The sequence below is a fragment of the Xanthomonas cannabis genome, from assembly GCF_040616535.1.
GTDB classification, from domain to species: Bacteria; Pseudomonadota; Gammaproteobacteria; order Xanthomonadales; family Xanthomonadaceae; genus Xanthomonas; species Xanthomonas cannabis.
Map to the genome: position 1 here is coordinate 253,892 of NZ_CP136580.1, position 16,684 is coordinate 270,575.

A 16,684-nucleotide genomic window follows, 5' to 3' on the forward strand; every position below is an offset into this window, starting at 1 on the left:
ACCGCCGGCGTGGCGCCAGGGCAATGACGGGCGTCACTGCCCGTGCAGTTGCCCTGCCTCGCTGCTCAAGCAGCGGGAGGCAGGGAGTTGCCCTGCCTCGCTGCTCAAGCAGCGGCAGGCAGGGTCACGGCCGTGGCGGGTCAGGCCGCGACCGGCAACCACAGCAGCAGGGCGGCGCCGAGCACGATGCGGTACACCGCAAACACCGTGAAGCGGTGCTTCTTGATGTAGCCCAGCAGCCACTTCACCACCACAAAGCCGGTGAGGGTGGCCGCCACGAAGGCCACTGCCACATCGGTCCAGTTTTCGCTGCCGACGCCGCCTTCCTTGTACATCTCCAGCAGTGCATAACCGCTGGCCGCGAACATGGTCGGGATGCCCACCATGAACACGAAATCCGCCGCCGCCGAGCGCTTGCTCAGGCCCAGCAACATCGCCAGGAAGATCGCCGAGGCCGAGCGCGAGGTACCGGGAAACACGCCGGCCACCACCTGTGCCAGGCCGACGGCAATCGCCACCTTCCAGGTCACCACGTCGCGCTCGGGCAACTTGCCGGCAAAGTGCTCGGCCACCAGCATCCAGACACCGCCGATCAACAACGCCCAGGCCACCGGGTGCACGGTTTCCGGCAGCTGCCAGCCGGCCTTGCGCACGATCAGCCCCACCACCGCCGTGACCAGGAAGGCCACGCCGATCTTGAGCACATAGTCGCGGTTGGCGCGCTCGCCCAGGCCGGTGGCCAGGGTCCACAGCTTCTGTCGCAGCGCCAGGCAGATGGCCAGGATGGCGCCGGCCTGGATGACGATATTGAAGAAGTCAGAACGGCGTCCGAGCCATTGTTCGGCGATCAACAGGTGGCCGGTGCTGGAGATCGGCAGGAATTCGGTGAGGCCTTCGAGAATGCCCAACAGCAGGGCGGAAATCAGATCGGACATCGGACTGGAGGGGAGGGTTGGGGGAGGCGTCAGGATAGTGCATTGCGGCATGCACCATATTGGTGCAGAGTGGATCCGGTTAGCACCTTTCCGGTGCTAAAGCCAACGTGGCGGTCTCAAGTGATGCAAGCAAAATCAACGACTTGTGAAAATCCGCGATTTGGCACGGTCCCTGCTGTATTCCCGTCCACGAGCCACTTCACTCCAATCCGAGGTTTCTTCCGATGTCCGTGGAAAACGTTGAAAAGCTGATCAAGGACAACAAGGTCGAGTTTGTCGACCTGCGCTTCGTCGATATGCGTGGTGTACAGCAGCACATCACCTTTCCGGCCAACATCATCGAGCCGGCGCTGTTTGAAGAAGGCAAGATGTTCGACGGCAGTTCGATCGCGGGTTGGAAGGGCATCAACGAGTCAGACATGGTGTTGCTGCCCGACGCCGGCACCGCGTATCTGGATCCGTTCTTCGCCGATCCGACCATCGTGCTGACCTGCGACATCCTCGACCCGGCCACCATGCAGAGCTATGAGCGCGACCCGCGCGGCATCGCCAAGCGCGCCGAGGCCTACCTCAAGTCCTCCGGCACCGCCGACCAGGCGTTCTTCGGCCCGGAACCGGAATTCTTCATCTTCGATTCGGTGCGCTTTGCCAACGACATGGGCCACACCTTCTTCCAGGTGGGCTCGGAAGAGGCCGCCTGGAACACCGGCGCCAAGTACGACGGCGGCAACAGCGGCTACCGCCCGGGCGTGAAGGGCGGCTACTTCCCGGTGCCGCCGACCGACACCCTGCACGACCTGCGCGCGGAAATGATCAAGACGCTGGAACAGGTCGGCATCGAGACCGAAGTGCACCACCACGAGGTGGCGACTGCCGGCCAGTGCGAGATCGGCACCAAGTTCAGCTCGCTGGTGCAGAAGGCCGACGAACTGCTGACCATGAAGTACATCATCAAGAACGTCGCCTACCGCAACGGCAAGACCGCGACCTTCATGCCCAAGCCGATCGTCGGCGACAACGGCTCGGGCATGCACGTGCACCAGTCGTTGACCAAGGGCGGCACCAACCTGTTCGCCGGCGACGGCTACGGCGGCCTGTCGCAGATGGCGCTGTGGTACATCGGCGGCATCTTCAAGCACGCCCGCGCCATCAATGCGTTCTCCAACTCCGGCACCAACAGCTACAAGCGCCTGGTACCTGGCTTCGAAGCACCGGTGATGCTGGCCTATTCGGCGCGTAACCGTTCGGCCTCGTGCCGCATTCCGTGGGTCACCAACCCCAAGGCGCGCCGCATCGAAATGCGCTTCCCCGATCCGTTGCAGTCCGGCTACCTGACCTTCACCGCGCTGATGATGGCCGGCCTGGACGGCATCAAGAACCAGATCGACCCGGGTGCACCGAGCGACAAGGACCTGTATGACCTGCCGCCGGAAGAAGAGAAGCTGATCCCGCAGGTGTGCTCCAGCCTGGATCAGGCCCTGGAAGCGCTGGACAAGGACCGCGATTTCCTCAAGGCCGGCGGCGTGATGAGCGACGACTTCATCGACGGCTACATCGCGCTGAAGATGCAGGAAGTGACCAAGTTCCGTGCGGCAACGCATCCGCTGGAATACCAGCTGTACTACGGCAACTGAGTTCCACCGCGGTGATGGCGGAGGCCCCCCCTCCCACCTCCGCCATCGCCGCACATGTTTGACGCTCCACGGCACCGGCCGTGGAGTGAGGGGAACGAGAGAGCACACAGTTCGCGGCGCGCGGGCCTGACCTCTCCCACGCGGCAGATGCATCGCATCGGCCGAGGTCTGCGCGATCTGCGAACGATTGGATGCCGGGGTTGGCATCCAGGTGACTGACACCGCCGGGCGGCGCAATGCCGGCCGGTTCCTTCCACCTTTCGGGGTATGCGCATGAAATTGATCACCGCCATCATCCGGCCGTTCAAGCTCGACGAGGTCCGCGAGGCCCTGTCTGCCGCTGGCGTGTCGGGTATCACCGTCACCGAGGTCAAGGGCTTCGGGCGCCAGAAAGGCCACACCGAGCTGTATCGCGGCGCCGAGTATGTCGTGGACTTCCTGCCCAAGATCAAGATCGAGACGGTGGTGACCGACGACCGGCTCGATGCCGTGGTCGAAGCGATCCAGAACGCGGCCGGCACCGGCAAGATCGGCGACGGCAAGATCTTCGTCACCGCGATCGAGCAAGTGGTGCGTATCCGCACCGGCGAAATCGGCGCCGATGCCCTCTGAGTCCACCACCTCCGGAGTTCGTATGAAGACAGCTCTTTTTGCCGGGTGGAAAGCCCGGTTCTACAGCGTGTGCATGCTGATGCTGTTCAGCGCGCTGGTGGTGGGCGGCATGGGCAGCGCGCAGGCGCAGTCCACCCCGCAGGTCACCCCGCTCCCGACCGAGCCGGTCACCACAGAACCGCTGCCGTCCGCGCAGCCGGCCGCCGCGCCGGTGGCTGCGGCCGAGGCCGCACCGGTGGTGGACAAGGGCGACGTCGCCTGGATGCTGACCTCCACGCTGCTGGTGCTGCTGATGGTGGTGCCGGGCCTGGCGCTGTTCTACGGCGGCATGGTGCGCGCCAAGAACGTGCTCTCGGTGCTGATCCAGGTGGCCACGGTGTTCTCGCTGCTGACCATCCTGTGGGTGATCTACGGCTACAGCCTGGCGTTCTCCGGTGAAGGCGCGTGGATCGGCAACCTGGACAAGGCGCTGCTCAAGGGCGTCACCATCGAGACCCTGTCGGCCACCTTCACCAAGGGCGTGAGCCTGCCGGAATACGTGTTCGTGGCCTTCCAGGCCACCTTCGCCGGCATCACCGGTGCGCTGATCGTCGGCGCCTTTGCCGAACGCGCCAAGTTCGCCGCGGTGCTGCTGTTCTCGGTGATCTGGTTCACCTTCGGCTACCTGCCGCTGGCGCACATGGTCTGGGCCACCGGTGGCTACCTGTTTGGCCTGGGCGCGCTGGATTTTGCCGGCGGCACCGTGGTGCACATCAATGCCGGTATCGCCGGCCTGGTGGGCGCCTACTTCGTCGGCAAGCGTGCCGGGCTGGGGCGTGAGGCGATCAAGCCGCACAACGTGACCCTGACCTTCGTCGGTGCCTCGCTGCTGTGGGTGGGCTGGTTCGGCTTCAATGCCGGCTCCAACCTGGAGGCCAATGCCGGTGCGGCGCTGGCCTTCCTCAACACCTTGCTGGCCACTGCCGCGGCCATCCTGGGCTGGTCGTTGACCGAGAAGATCATCAAGGGCAAGTCCTCCGCCCTGGGCGTGGCGTCGGGCATGGTCGCCGGCCTGGTCGGGATCACCCCGGCCTGCGGCACCGTGGGTCCGTTCGGCGCCATCGTGATTGGCCTGGCGGCCGGCGTGCTGTGCGTGTGGGGCGTCACCGGTCTGAAGCGCCTGCTGGGCGCCGACGACAGCCTGGACGTGTTCGGCGTGCATGGCCTGGGCGGCATCATCGGCGCGATCCTGACCGGCGTGTTCTCGGCGGCCTCGCTGGGCGGCCAGAAGGGTGGCGATTACGACATCGTGCACCAGGTCGGCATCCAGGCCCTGGGCGTGGGCATCACCGTGGTGTGGATCGGCGTGGTGTCGGTGGTGGGCTTTGTGGTCGCCAAGCTGGTGTTCGGCCTGCGCGTCACCGAAGAAGCCGAGCGCGAGGGGTTGGACATCACCTCGCACGGCGAAGCCGCCTACGAGTCCTGAGCATGGCCACCCGCGGCTCCCTGGCCGCGGGTGGCGTAACGACCCGGCCGGCGCTGCCGTGCCGGGGACGGTTTCTCCCGCGGCCCGTGCTGGCGCGGATCCACTACCGAGGTGCCTGCATGACCAGCCCCCCGCCCGTCACTGTCGGCGCGGATGCGCGTCGGGTCGGTGCACGCCACCACCGTCGGACCCCGGATGTCCTGATGCACGCTTCGTTCGGCGCGCCACACGCGCACGCCGGCGCTGCTTGCACTAAATTGGTGCAATGCTGATGACGACCCCCACACCGTCGCTCGACAGCCTGGGCACGCCGGTGGCCTGGGCCGACCGCGAGGGCCGCGTGCTGGGTGTCAACCCGGCCTTTGCGCGCTGGCTCGGCGTCAGCGCCCGGCGCCTGGTCGACCAGCCGCTGGCCGCGCTGGAAGTGCAGGGCGATGCGCTCGCGCGCTTCCTGCTCAACGACGAGCGCGACGTGCTGCGCCTGCATCGCCTGGCCCTGGGCCTGCCCAACGACGCGCCACGCTTTGCCGAAGGCTGGCTGTCGCGGCTGGACGACGGCGGCTGGCTGCTGGAAACCCACCCGGTCGACGAATTCCCCGCGCTGGACCCCACGCATGCCTTGCCCAACGCCTTGAGCGCCGCGCTCAAGGGGCTGGCGCACGAACTGCGCAACCCGCTGGCGGGCCTGAAGGGCGCAGCGCAGCTGCTGGCCCGCCGCTCGGCCGGCCGCGACGAGGACGAGCGCGAGCTGATCGAGTTGATCGGCACCGAGATCGAACGCCTCAACACCTTGCTCGAGCGCCTGCTCTCACCCTCGCCGCTGCGCCCGCACGAGGGCCTCAACATCCATGTGGTGCTCGAACGCGTGCTACGCCTTGCCGAGGCCGAAGGCGGCTGGTCGGTGCAGGTGCAGCGCGACTACGACCCCAGCATTCCGGACATCCTCGGCGATGTGGACCGCCTGACCCAGGCGGTGTGGAACCTGGTACGCAATGCCTTCCAGGCCGGCGCCACCCGGGTGACCCTGCGCACCCGCGTCGAACACGGCCAGCGCATCCGCGACCGCGTGCATGCGATGTCGCTACGGCTGGAAATCATCGACGACGGCGGCGGAGTGCCCGAAGAGCTGGCCGAGCACCTGTTCCTGCCGCTGGTCAGCGGTCGTGCCGAAGGCAGCGGGCTGGGCCTGGCGCTGGCCCAGCAGGTCTCGCGCGAACACCACGGCACGCTGACCTACCGCTCGCGTCCGGGCCATACCGTTTTCACCCTGCTGCTGCCCGAGCTGGCCGGCGATCACGACAAGGAGCACCTGCATGGCTGAGGCCGCCGCCGCATCCCACCATATCTGGGTGGTCGACGACGACCGTTCGGTCCGATTCGTGCTGTCCACCGCGCTGCGCGATGCCGGCTATGCCGTCGATGGTTTCGACAGCGCTGCCGCTGCATTGCAGGCGCTGGCGATGCGGCCCACCCCGGACCTGTTGTTCACCGACGTGCGCATGCCCGGCGAAGACGGCCTGACCCTGCTGGACAAGCTCAAGGCCAAGCACCCGCAGCTGCCGGTGATCGTGATGTCGGCGTACACCGATGTCGCCAGCACTGCCGGTGCCTTCCGCGGCGGGGCGCATGAATTCCTGTCCAAGCCGTTCGACCTGGACGACGCCGTCGCGCTGGCCGCACGCGCCTTGCCCGACGCCGATGCCGGTGTCGACGAGATCATCGGCGCGCCGCTGGCCGAGGGCTCGGCCGCATTGATCGGCGACACCCCGGCCATGCGCGCGCTGTTCCGCGCCATCGGCCGGCTGGCGCAAGCTCCGTTGTCGGTGCTGATCAACGGCGAAACCGGCACCGGCAAGGAGTTGGTCGCACGCGCGCTGCACAACGAATCGCCGCGCGCGCGCAAACCGTTCGTGGCGCTCAATACCGCCGCCATTCCCGCCGAACTGCTGGAAAGCGAGTTGTTCGGCCACGAAACCGGCGCCTTTACCGGCGCCACCAAGCGCCACATCGGCCGCTTCGAACAAGCCGATGGCGGCACCTTGTTCCTGGACGAAATCGGCGACATGCCGCTGCCGCTGCAGACGCGCCTGCTGCGCGTACTGGCAGAGAACGAGTTCTTCCGCGTCGGCGGGCGCGAGTTGATCCGCGTGGACGTGCGCGTGATCGCCGCCACCCACCAGGATCTGGAGGCGCTGGTCGAACAGGGCCGTTTCCGTGCCGACCTGCTGCACCGTCTGGACGTGGTGCGCCTGCAGCTGCCGCCGCTGCGCGAGCGTCGCGGCGACATCGCGCAACTGGCGGAAAACTTCCTGGCCATGGCCGGACGCAAGCTCGACATGCTGCCCAAGCGGTTGTCGTCGGCCGCGCTGGAGGACCTGCGCCAGTATGACTGGCCCGGCAACGTACGCGAACTGGAAAACGTGTGCTGGCGCCTGGCTGCCCTGGCCACCGCCGACATCATCGATGTGGTCGACGTGGACGCCGCCCTGTCGCGCGGCCGTCAGCGGGCCGGCCGCAGCGATGGCCAATGGGACGACATGCTGTCCAGTTGGGCCGCGCAACGCCTGAGCGAAGGCGCCCAGGGCCTGCATGCCGAAGCCCGCGAACGCCTGGACAAGACCTTGCTGGAAGCCGCCCTGCAACTCACCCAGGGCCGTCGCGCCGAAGCCGCCGCCCGCCTGGGTCTGGGCCGCAACACCGTAACCCGCAAGCTCGGGCCGGGGCGCAAGCGCCGCTGATCAGCCCGCACGCGGCGTTGAGCCCCTCTCCCGCCTGCGGGAGAGGGGTTGGGGTGAGGGGCGCTTTTTGCGCATATCCCGGCTCGCGACACCAGCCCCGTAAACTCCCGGGCTGCCCCAGCGCATTTCATGACACGTGAACATGCGCCCGCATAGGTTTCCAGCCTGATCAGGAGAACAGCTCGATGCGTTACCGGTCGCCCACGATCGTTGCCCTCACCGCGCTGGCGCTTGCCGCCTGCAGCAGCACGCCACCGCCGCCAAAGACACCTCCACCGCCGGTGGCGAGGGTAGTGCCCACCCGTCCGGTGCAACAGGCCGAAGCGGTGCTGGCATCGGCCTCGGGCAGCCTGGTCAGCGGTCGCGTTGTGCTGGTGCCTGCATTGCAGGGCATTCGCGTGACCGGAACCGTCGGTGGCCTGCGCCCCGGCGGCGTGGCCGGCTTCCATGTGCACGAGCGTGGCGATTGCAGCGCCGCCGATGCCAGCAGCGCGGGCGCGCATTTCAATCCGGCGGGTGCGCCACACGGGCGCGCTGGCAGCAATCCCCACCACGCCGGCGACATGGACAACCTGCGCGCCGATGCCGAAGGCGTTGCGCACCTGGACATGATCGTTTCGGGCATCACCCTGGGCGATGCCGCGCCCAGCGATGTGGTCGGCAAGTCGCTCATCGTGCATGCCGATCCCGACGACTATCGCAGCCAGCCCAGCGGCAACGCCGGCGCACGCCTGGCCTGCGGCGTCATTCGCGTCACCCAGTGGCGCACACCCCCTTCGCAGCCCTGAGTTGGGGCATCCATGGCCGCCTGCGCGGCCCCTACAGGAGTTTTCCATGCGCATTCTTCCCACCACGCTGTTTCTGGCAACCGCCCTGGCATTGACCGCATGCAAGCGCGAGGAGCCCGCGCCGGCCGATCCCGCCCCCGCACCGCAGGCCGGCACGCCGGCTGAAGCGGCGCATGGTGGCGAGCATGCCGCCTCCATGGTCACCGAAGCGGCGGCCACCACCACGGCCACCGCCGAGCTCAAGCCGACCAAGGGCAATGACGTCAAAGGCACGGTGACCTTCAAGACGGTCGACGGCGCGCTGCGCGTTACCGGCCAGCTGAGCGGCCTCAAGCCCAACACCGAGCACGGCTTCCACATCCACGAAAAGGGCGACTGCAGCGCCCCGGACGGCAGCAGCGCAGGCGGCCATTTCAACCCGGCCCAGTCCGACCACGGCAACGTCAGTGCCGACCCGCACCACGGCGGCGACATGCCCAACATCAAAGCCGACGCGCAGGGTAATGCCAGTATCGACGGCCCGGTCTCGAGCAACGTCAATCTCGGCAAGGCCGACCAGTTCGACATCGCCGGACACGCCGTGATCGTGCATGCCGATGCCGACGACTACAAAACCCAGCCCACCGGCAATGCCGGCGGCCGCTTGGCCTGCGGCGTGATCACCACCGACAACGCACAGGCGGCGACTAAATAAATGGCGGTATGGCGCACCAGTGGCCACACATCCTCATCGATGGACGCGGCTGCGTAATGCAGCTACGTCCCTTGAGGATGGAGCCCGAGTGAGATGGCTGAGGCGTCGGTGGGCGTCGCCATGCTGTCATCCTCTGTGCAGCGAGTGGCGATGGACGTGCATATGCGAGCGCATGCGAGCGGCAGCCGCCTAACTGCTGGTTCGCCACAGCAACGATCAGTAATTGGTCCAGAGCCCCGGAGTGGCTAGTTCCAGCAGGTGCGCATCGGGATCGCGGAAGTAGATGCTCTGTCCGCCTCCGGGCCATTGCATGCGGCCTTCGATCGGCACCGCGCACTCACATAGATGTTCTTCCCAGCCGGCCAGCGCGTCGGTGGCGATCGCAAAGGCGTAATGCGTACGCCCGCTACCGTCGTGCGGCGGAATGGTGCCACCAGGCAGGCTGACCGTGGTTGCCGTGCTGCCCTGCAGGAACAGCAGCAACACCTGTGCTGGTGCGATTGCATAGGCAGCCATGCGCGTATCGCGATGCATGGGCTGCAGCCCCAGCACACGGGCATAGAACGCACACGCGCGCTCCAGGTCGGCCACATACACGCCGGTTTCCAGCACACCCTGCAACGCGGGCGGCGACGAAACCTGCGCCTGCGTCACGCCGCCAGTGCCTGGTGCGGATCCTGGCCCGGCTCGACATGCACGTACAGCACCGGCAACCCATGCGCTTCCAGCACGGCCGCCATTTGCCGCTGGCGCGAGAGGAATTGCTCGTAGACGCCGCGCAGGCGTTCGCAATGCTCGCGGTCGTGTGCGTAGTAATCGCACCAGCCGGCTGGGTCGAACAGCGCGATGCGCACCTCGCCGCCGACATAGCGCAGCACCGGCTCCGGCGCCTGCTCCAGCCATTCTTCGCTGGTTGGCGCGAGCAGGGCAACTTCGATCAGCGGCCACAGCGGCGCCAGGCCCTGGTTGTCGTACTGCATCGAAATCATCGCCGCCAGGTCGTGCGCGGTGAGGTAGCGCGCGTGTTCGATGCGCGCACCGAAGCTCTCCTGCGCCAGCAGCGCAGTGTCGGCCTGCGCCATGCCCTGAGCCAGCAGCACTTCTTCCATCGCCTCGGCGACGCTGGCCACGGTGTGCGCATCGCCGGTCAGCAGGAAGGGCAGCACGCGCAGGCCGCCACCGGTGAGCTGGGCATCGGCCTGGAACGGCAACGGAATCTCGCCCTGCGCATCGGCGCCGAAGGCCAGCACGCGCGGGCCCTGGTCGCGTCCGGGCGCACGCGCCTGCAGTTCTTCCAGGCGGCGATGCAACGGCCAGCCGGGCCGCAGGACCTCGGCCGGGTCGAAATGCGCCATCGCCACGCTCAGTTCCAGATCGCGGATCTCCGGGATCCATTGCGCCAGGTCGCGGCCGATGCGCTCGGCCAGCATGCCAGCCTGTTCGGGCGGCAGGGCGCCGCGCTCGGGGGCGCTTCCGCCGGTCAATTCCAGCGCCAGCACACCCATGGCGGTCACGCCGTGTTCGGTCTTGCTCATGATTCGCGGTTGGCCCATCACGGGGTCGAAGCTACACTGCGGCCATTATGCCTGCCGGCCCTGTGCAGGCCATGTCCCCGAGTCCTCCATGCCAGGTCAACCGATGCCCGCAGCCCGTCCCGTCGCCATCCTGGGCGGCGTTCGTATCCCGTTCTGTCGTCAGAACACCGCTTATGCGGACGTGGGCAACCTGGGCATGTCGGTGCGCACCCTGGGCGCGCTGGTCGAGCGCTTCGGGCTGCACGGGCAGCAATTGGGCGAAGTGGCGATGGGGGCGGTGATCAAGCACTCCTCGGACTGGAACCTGGCCCGCGAGGCCGCGCTGTCGTCGGGCCTGTCGCCGCTGACGCCGGGCATCACCCTGCAGCGCGCCTGCGGCACCAGCCTGGACTCGGTGATCACCATCGCCAACAAGATTGCGCTGGGGCAGATCGATTCGGGCATCGGTGGCGGTTCGGACACGACCTCTGAAGTGCCGATCGTCTACGGCAAGAAGCTGCGCGCGCGGCTGCTTGCCGCCAACCGCGCCAAGGCCACCGGCGACAAGCTCAAGGCGCTGCTGCGCGGATTCAAGCTGGGCGAGCTCAAGCCAGAATTCCCCGGCGTGGCCGAGCCGCGCACCGGCAAGAGCATGGGCGACCACTGCGAAGACATGGCCAAGGAATGGAACATCTCGCGCGATTCGCAGGACGAGTGGGCGGTGGCCTCGCACCACAAGCTGGCCGCAGCGTATGAGCGCGGTTTCTTCGATTCGCTGATCGCTCCGTTCCGCGGCGTCTCGCGCGACAACATCCTGCGCGCCGACACCTCGCTGGAAAAACTCGCCACCCTGCGCCCGGCCTTCGACAAGACCTCCGGCCGCGGCACGCTCACCGCCGCCAATTCCACTCCGCTCACCGATGGCGCCGCCGCCGTGCTGCTGTCCAGCGAAGCCTGGGCGCTGGCGCACGGCCACACCCCGATGGCCTACCTGCGCGACGCGCAGGTGTCGGCGGTGGATTTCGTGCATGGCGAAGGCCTGCTGATGGCGCCCACCATCGCGGTGCCGCAGATGCTGGCGCGCCAGGGCCTGACCCTGCAGGACTTCGATATCTACGAAATCCACGAAGCCTTCGCCGCGCAGGTGCTGTGCACGTTGCGCGCCTGGGAGAGCGAGGATTACTGCCGCAACCGGCTGGGCCTGGATGCGCCGCTGGGCCGCATCGACCCGGACAAGATCAATCCGCTGGGCTCGTCGCTGGCCACCGGCCACCCGTTCGCCGCCACTGGCGCCCGGGTGGTGGCCACCGCCGCCAAGCAACTGGAAGAACGCGGCGGTGGACGCGCGCTGATCTCGATCTGCACTGCCGGCGGCATGGGCGTGGTGGCGATCGTCGAGCGCTAGGCTGCTGCGCAGCGCGGAATTGGGCATTCGGGATTCGGGATTGGGGATTCGCAAAGGCGAAACCCGCTCTTGCGAATCCCCAATCCCTAATCCCGAATCCCGAATCCCCAACCTGCAAGGACGCATGGATGTCGAACGATGCAAAGCACCCGTCACCCAGCCTGTACCTGCCGCCGGTGGACGGCGATGTCTGGCGCGAGGGCGATGTGCTGGTCTGCACGCCGGGCGCGACGCTGCCGCCGCGGTGCGTCAAGTGCAATGCGCCGGCCGATATACCGCCGCGCCGCTACATCTTTCACTGGCATCACCCGGTGATCTACGCCGCGCTGTTGCTCGGCGTGCTGCCGTATCTGATCCTGGCGATCGCGCTGCGCAAGCGCAGCGCCCATGTGCTCATCCTGTGCGAGCAACACGAGCGTCGCCGCGTCCGCTATGTCGCGGTGGCGGTGGCCTCGGTGCTGGCGCTGCTGGTGTGTGGGCTATCGCTGGATGGCCCGTCCCGCTGGCTGATCGGCGCCGGCGTGATGGCCGTGATGTTGCTTGTCGCTCGCCTGGGGTCGCGCGTGTTGTCGCCGACGCGGGTCGGTCACACGCAGGCGCGCTATCTCGGCGCCTGCGATGCATTCCTGGACGATCTGCCACCGCCGCCGTGGGTGTCGCGCGGACGCTGACACTGCGCAGCGCTGTCTATCTGCCGCGACGGCCCAGCGCCGTCATATCCACGGCCTGAGCCCGTGTCACAGAATCCGGTCGTCCGGTGGGGGCGCAAACGGGTCGGCCGCAGGCGTTGGCCCCACCGACACGATCGGACCGCGCAACGACTGCTGCGGCATGCCTTGCTGCACCGGCTCGCCGCGTGCGGCGCGCAAGGCATTGGCGTAGCAATGCTGGGCGGAGAGCAGGTCGCCGGCAGCCGCAAAGCCATGCCCGAGCTCCTCCCACGCATCGGCGCCGGCGCCGGTGGCGATGGCACGGTGCAGGAACTCTTCGGCCTGCGACCACTGCTGCTGATGGCGTGCCAGGCGTGCCAGCGTCAACAGTAAGCCCGGGTTGTCCGGGTACTGGGTGAGCCAGCGCTGTGCACTGGCCCGGCGCGAATCGTACTTTTCCAGCGGCAGTACGCCGTACAGGCGCACCAGCGACTCGTCCCACTGCGCATCCAGTGCCTGTTCCAGACTGTGCACGGCGGCGTCATCCCAGTGCAGCACCGCTGCCCGTTGCGCATACGCCCCGACCACGGCGGGATAGGTGCGCAGCGGCTTGGGCAAGGCTTCCCAGCGCTCGGCCAGCGCATTGGCATCGCCGGCCTGCAACAGGGTCTGTTCGGCCAGCGTGGCTTCCAGCGCGCCGTAGGCCTCCGGTGCCAGCACCGCCTGCTGACGCAGGGCGCCGAGCTGGCCGTAGGCCTCATCGGCACGGCCGATCTGGGTCAGCGCATGCGTGCGCAGCAACAGCCCGCGCGCCGGCAGCGGCTGCGCATTGGCGGCATCGAGTGCATTGATCGCTTCCACCGGGCGTTGCCGCGCCAGATGCCGTTCGCCCTGCAACAGCGCATGCGCGGTGGGGTCGCGCTCGGCCAACTGCTGCGCAAGCGCATTGGCCGAGGCCTCGTCACCGCGTGCATCGGCCACACGTACTGCGCTCGCCAGCGCAATCCCGCTGACTTCATCGTCTTCGCTGGCAGTGACCAGCAAACGTTCGGCGCGTTGCCACTGGCCGTGGTCGGCGGCGCGCAGGCCTTCGATCAGGCGTGCGCGGCCTTTCTTGCGGCGGTACTTGCCCCACACCCGGAACGGCAGGCTGATCAACGTCCACAACAGCCACAGCACCAGCAGCGCGATGATCAGGATCAGCACCGCCTGCGGCATCGCGGCGCGGTAGTCGTTGCCACCGACGCTGACCACGACATTGCCCAGGTCGTAACTGTTTTGGTGCGACAGCCACTGCGCACCGAGCACGCCCAGTGCCACGGCCACCAGCAGGATCAAGACGGTACGCAACACTTTCATTGGGTGGATCTCCCTTCACGCATGGCCTGCAGTTGCAGCAGGGTGGTGCCCAGTTCCGGCAGGCGCGGACGCAGTGGCGCTTGTTGCAACGTGCGCAGGCGCGCGAGCACCCGCGCACGTTGTGGCGACTCCGGCCACAGCCGGGTGGTCCAGGTGTCCACGCGGCGCAGCGCGTGTGCAAAGCCGTCCGCATCGCCGCGTTCTGCGGCCGCACGGGCCAGGCTGAGTTCGATCTGCAGCGCATCGCCGGCGGCATGGCGGTCGCTGCGGGTCAGCGGGGCATCGCCGCGGCTGGGCCGGATATCCACCAGCGGGGCGAGCACCTTCTGCCACCATGGTCTGGCCGCGTCGCCGGCCTGTGCGGACTGCTCGGGCAGGCGCTGCAGATCGGCGGCGATGCGGTCCAGCGTCTGTCCCACCTGCGCCTGCGGGCCGGCGCCGAGGCGGTCCAGGGCATCGCGCTCCTGCACCAGGGCCTGGCGCAGGTTGAGATAGCCCGGATCGTCGATGCCATTGAGCGCGCCATTGGCCAGCGCGTAGGCGCGCCGTGCGCCGTCGGCATCGCCGGCGATGCTGAGCCGTTGCTGGCCGAGCCGCAGCAGCAGCTCCACTTCATCCAGCCGCAATGCCTGCGCGCCGTGACGATTGGGGTCGGCCAGCTTCTGCACGGTGTCTTCGAGCAAGGCGCTACGCTGGCTCAGGCCCAGCATTTCGTCGCGCAGCACGCGGTTGGTCGCTGCCGCATCCTGCAGCCGCTCGTTGGCCAGACGTTGATCACGTCGCAGCGTTTCCAGCAACTGCTGCGTGCCATCCCAGCGCTGCTGCTGTGCCTGCGCCGCCTGCAGCTGCGCTGTTTGATAGCTCTGCCATGCGCGCCAGCCCAGAAACAGCGCCACGCCCACGGCGACCACCGCCACTGCAAGCAGCAGCCAGGCCAGCGGAAAGCGTCGCGGGGAAGCGGAGACTTCGGTCATTCGGACATCCTCGGGCGGTCACAACAGGCGCAGGCGCCGCAGTCATCCCACACAGCATGGCGTGCGCCGGCAGACGCCCGCAAGCTGTGCTTGAGTTCGCAGTTCAGCAAGGTCGCGACGATGTCACGACGGCAGCTGCCGCAGCGGCCAACTGCACCGGCAGTGGGCCCTCGGCACGCGCCACGCGGGTGAAACCGGCGGCCTGCGCTGACGCCAGCATGCGATCGCTGGACGCCACCACCGGCTGCTGCCGCCATGCCTGGGCCAACGCATTCGGAAGTTGCTGCAGCACCAATGCCAGCGCCTCGGCACTGCTCAGGGCCAGGACGCTGCGCGGCATTGCGGCGGCCAGTGCCTTTACCTGCCCGGTGCGCAAGGGCAGCGCGAGGCGTTGGTAGACATCGGCGCGCAGGATGCGCGCGCCGCAGTGTTCCAGCGCGGGGGCAAGCATGCCGCGCCCGCCCGGTGCGGTGACCAGCCCCACCGATGACAGGGGCGGCTGGAACAGCGGCAGGGCGAGCAGGCCTTCGCTGTCCATGCGGGACGGGCGCACCACCTCGTCGATACCGCAGGCATGCAGGGCGCGCGCGGTGCCGTCGCCCACGCTGACCCACTGTGCCTGCGGCGGTCGCTGCAAGGGCGCAAGCCGCTGTGCTGCCTGGACTGCGGCCGGGCTGGTAAACACCACGATCGGTGCCCGCAGCGCCTGGTGCAGGGCAGTGCGTGCCTGGTCGGTGTCATTCGGCGTCAGCCGCCACGGCGACAGGGCAAGGACGCGGGCGCCATGGCGCGCGGCGGCACGTCGCAGCGGGCCGTGTTCACCGCTGGGCCGCAGCGAGATCAAGGTCCAGGCAGCAGTGGCAGGGGCAGGGCGGGTCATGGGGCGATTATGCGAGAGCTGCCTGGCCGCCGTGCGGGTGCAGCGCGACGGCGATGTCGCGCTCGGCGATTCGTCGCCCTGCCTGTCACTCCAGGACGTACCCGGGCCCAGCTTGGCCCGGATCATTTCCGAGACTTGACGCGCATTTCCACCCCTCTTGCAAATGCGCCCGATCGCGCCACGATCCGCCACGACAATCGAGCTGGAGCGGCGCGTGATCAAGTCCTACCTCATCAACATGCAGCGCAGCGGCGACCGTCTGCAGGCGATGTCGGCGCAGTTCCAGGCGCTGGGCCTGCCGTTCGAGCGTCTTCCGGCCGTCGATGGCGCCACCTTGAGCCCGGAGCAGATCGCCGATTTCGTGCGCGAGCGCCCGCTCGAGGGATCCGGCGATGCGTACAGCGCCGGCCCCCGGAGATGGACCGCCTCCAATATCGGCTGCTTTTTGAGCCACCACGCCGCGTGGCGTATTGCGGCCGAGTCCGACGATGCCTACACCGCCATCTTCGAAGACGACATGCATCTGTCCGATGCGCTGCCGGCGCTGTTGCGCAGCACCGACTGGCTCCCGCCAGGCAACAGCATCGTGCGGCTGGAGCCGTCCTACAACCGGATCAAGCTCGATGCCAAGGTCGCCGACGTCGCCGGGCGCCAGCTGCGCCTGGTGCGTCCATCGCCCCACCAGCATTGCTGGCCGGTGTGCGCCGGTGCGTTGATCATCAGCCGCGATGCGGCGCGCCTGCTGCTGGCGGCGCAGGCGCGCTGGCACACCATGGCCGACATCTTCCTGTTCGGCTGGAACGAATCGCCGGTGGCGCAGCAGCTATCCACCTACCAGCTGTCGCCGGCGGCCTGCATCCAGGACAAGTTCTTCCACGCAGCGCCGGAGCAGATCGTGTTCACCAGCACCATCGACGCACCGCTGACCCAGGCGCAGAAGCAACGCAGCGCGCACTGGAAGGCCAAGGCGACGGCCCTGTTGCGCGTGGCGCAGGGCTATCGCAAGGTGGGGTTCGCACCCTGAAACACCGCTGCA

At 67.9% G+C, this 16,684-nt stretch carries 16 protein-coding genes; 10 read left to right on the forward strand and 6 right to left on the reverse strand.

Annotated elements, in window-relative coordinates; all coding sequences use genetic code 11:
• Positions 1-140: 140 nt before the first annotated feature.
• On the reverse strand, positions 141-935 hold the full coding sequence (locus tag RZV17_RS01055; protein WP_039415041.1) for an undecaprenyl-diphosphate phosphatase: 795 nt from the start codon (positions 933-935) through the stop codon (positions 141-143).
• A gap of 224 nt (positions 936-1,159) precedes the next feature.
• Between RZV17_RS01055 and glnA the strand changes: the two genes are divergently transcribed.
• From glnA to RZV17_RS01090, 7 genes are all read left to right on the forward strand, one after another.
• Positions 1,160-2,569 carry a type I glutamate--ammonia ligase gene (glnA, locus tag RZV17_RS01060; RefSeq protein WP_047695550.1) on the forward strand — a complete coding sequence of 470 codons (1,410 nt, stop codon included), beginning with the start codon at positions 1,160-1,162 and terminating at the stop codon, positions 2,567-2,569.
• Positions 2,570-2,842: 273 nt separating this feature from the next.
• Positions 2,843-3,181, forward strand: a complete 339-nt coding sequence (locus RZV17_RS01065) for a P-II family nitrogen regulator (protein ID WP_002808480.1) — start codon at positions 2,843-2,845, stop codon at positions 3,179-3,181.
• A gap of 22 nt (positions 3,182-3,203) precedes the next feature.
• The gene (locus tag RZV17_RS01070) at positions 3,204-4,646 is read left to right on the forward strand and encodes an ammonium transporter (RefSeq protein WP_047695549.1); all 1,443 of its coding nucleotides are present in this window, start codon (positions 3,204-3,206) and stop codon (positions 4,644-4,646) included.
• A 265-nt stretch (positions 4,647-4,911) separates the two neighbouring features.
• A complete protein-coding gene (locus tag RZV17_RS01075) occupies positions 4,912-5,967 on the forward strand; it encodes a nitrogen regulation protein NR(II) (RefSeq protein WP_039565894.1) in 1,056 nt (351 codons plus the stop codon).
• On the forward strand, positions 5,960-7,384 hold the full coding sequence (ntrC, locus tag RZV17_RS01080) for a nitrogen regulation protein NR(I) (RefSeq protein WP_355606478.1): 1,425 nt from the start codon (positions 5,960-5,962) through the stop codon (positions 7,382-7,384). Before RZV17_RS01075 ends, ntrC begins: the two co-directional genes overlap by 8 nt.
• 185 nt (positions 7,385-7,569) lie before the next feature.
• The gene (locus RZV17_RS01085) at positions 7,570-8,172 is read left to right on the forward strand and encodes a superoxide dismutase family protein (protein WP_166751636.1); all 603 of its coding nucleotides are present in this window, start codon (positions 7,570-7,572) and stop codon (positions 8,170-8,172) included.
• A gap of 46 nt (positions 8,173-8,218) precedes the next feature.
• Positions 8,219-8,866: a superoxide dismutase family protein gene (locus RZV17_RS01090; protein ID WP_047695547.1), complete on the forward strand. Its 648-nt coding sequence runs from the start codon at positions 8,219-8,221 to the stop codon at positions 8,864-8,866.
• 216 nt (positions 8,867-9,082) lie between these two features.
• Here RZV17_RS01090 and RZV17_RS01095 read toward each other — a convergent pair whose 3' ends face one another.
• Both RZV17_RS01095 and RZV17_RS01100 read right to left on the reverse strand, forming a co-directional pair.
• On the reverse strand, positions 9,083-9,520 hold the full coding sequence (locus RZV17_RS01095; protein WP_355606483.1) for a VOC family protein: 438 nt from the start codon (positions 9,518-9,520) through the stop codon (positions 9,083-9,085).
• The gene (locus RZV17_RS01100; RefSeq protein WP_355606486.1) at positions 9,517-10,401 is read right to left on the reverse strand and encodes a hypothetical protein; all 885 of its coding nucleotides are present in this window, start codon (positions 10,399-10,401) and stop codon (positions 9,517-9,519) included. Before RZV17_RS01100 ends, RZV17_RS01095 begins: the two co-directional genes overlap by 4 nt.
• A gap of 88 nt (positions 10,402-10,489) precedes the next feature.
• Between RZV17_RS01100 and RZV17_RS01105 the strand changes: the two genes are divergently transcribed.
• Both RZV17_RS01105 and RZV17_RS01110 read left to right on the forward strand, forming a co-directional pair.
• Positions 10,490-11,785, forward strand: coding sequence for an acetyl-CoA C-acetyltransferase (locus tag RZV17_RS01105; protein WP_047695544.1), 1,296 nt, complete (start codon positions 10,490-10,492; stop codon positions 11,783-11,785).
• A 128-nt stretch (positions 11,786-11,913) separates the two neighbouring features.
• A complete protein-coding gene (locus RZV17_RS01110; protein WP_047695543.1) occupies positions 11,914-12,456 on the forward strand; it encodes a hypothetical protein in 543 nt (180 codons plus the stop codon).
• Positions 12,457-12,522: 66 nt separating this feature from the next.
• Here RZV17_RS01110 and RZV17_RS01115 read toward each other — a convergent pair whose 3' ends face one another.
• From RZV17_RS01115 to RZV17_RS01125, 3 genes are all read right to left on the reverse strand, one after another.
• Complete coding sequence (locus tag RZV17_RS01115) at positions 12,523-13,794, reverse strand: heme biosynthesis HemY N-terminal domain-containing protein (protein WP_355606490.1); 1,272 nt, start codon at positions 13,792-13,794, stop codon at positions 12,523-12,525.
• Positions 13,791-14,768 carry a uroporphyrinogen-III C-methyltransferase gene (locus tag RZV17_RS01120; protein ID WP_355606493.1) on the reverse strand — a complete coding sequence of 326 codons (978 nt, stop codon included), beginning with the start codon at positions 14,766-14,768 and terminating at the stop codon, positions 13,791-13,793. Before RZV17_RS01120 ends, RZV17_RS01115 begins: the two co-directional genes overlap by 4 nt.
• A 103-nt stretch (positions 14,769-14,871) precedes the next feature.
• A complete protein-coding gene (locus RZV17_RS01125; RefSeq protein WP_355606496.1) occupies positions 14,872-15,648 on the reverse strand; it encodes a uroporphyrinogen-III synthase in 777 nt (258 codons plus the stop codon).
• Between the two features lie 214 nt (positions 15,649-15,862).
• Between RZV17_RS01125 and RZV17_RS01130 the strand changes: the two genes are divergently transcribed.
• On the forward strand, positions 15,863-16,672 hold the full coding sequence (locus tag RZV17_RS01130) for a glycosyltransferase family 25 protein (protein ID WP_184388551.1): 810 nt from the start codon (positions 15,863-15,865) through the stop codon (positions 16,670-16,672).
• Positions 16,673-16,684 lie beyond the last annotated feature (12 nt).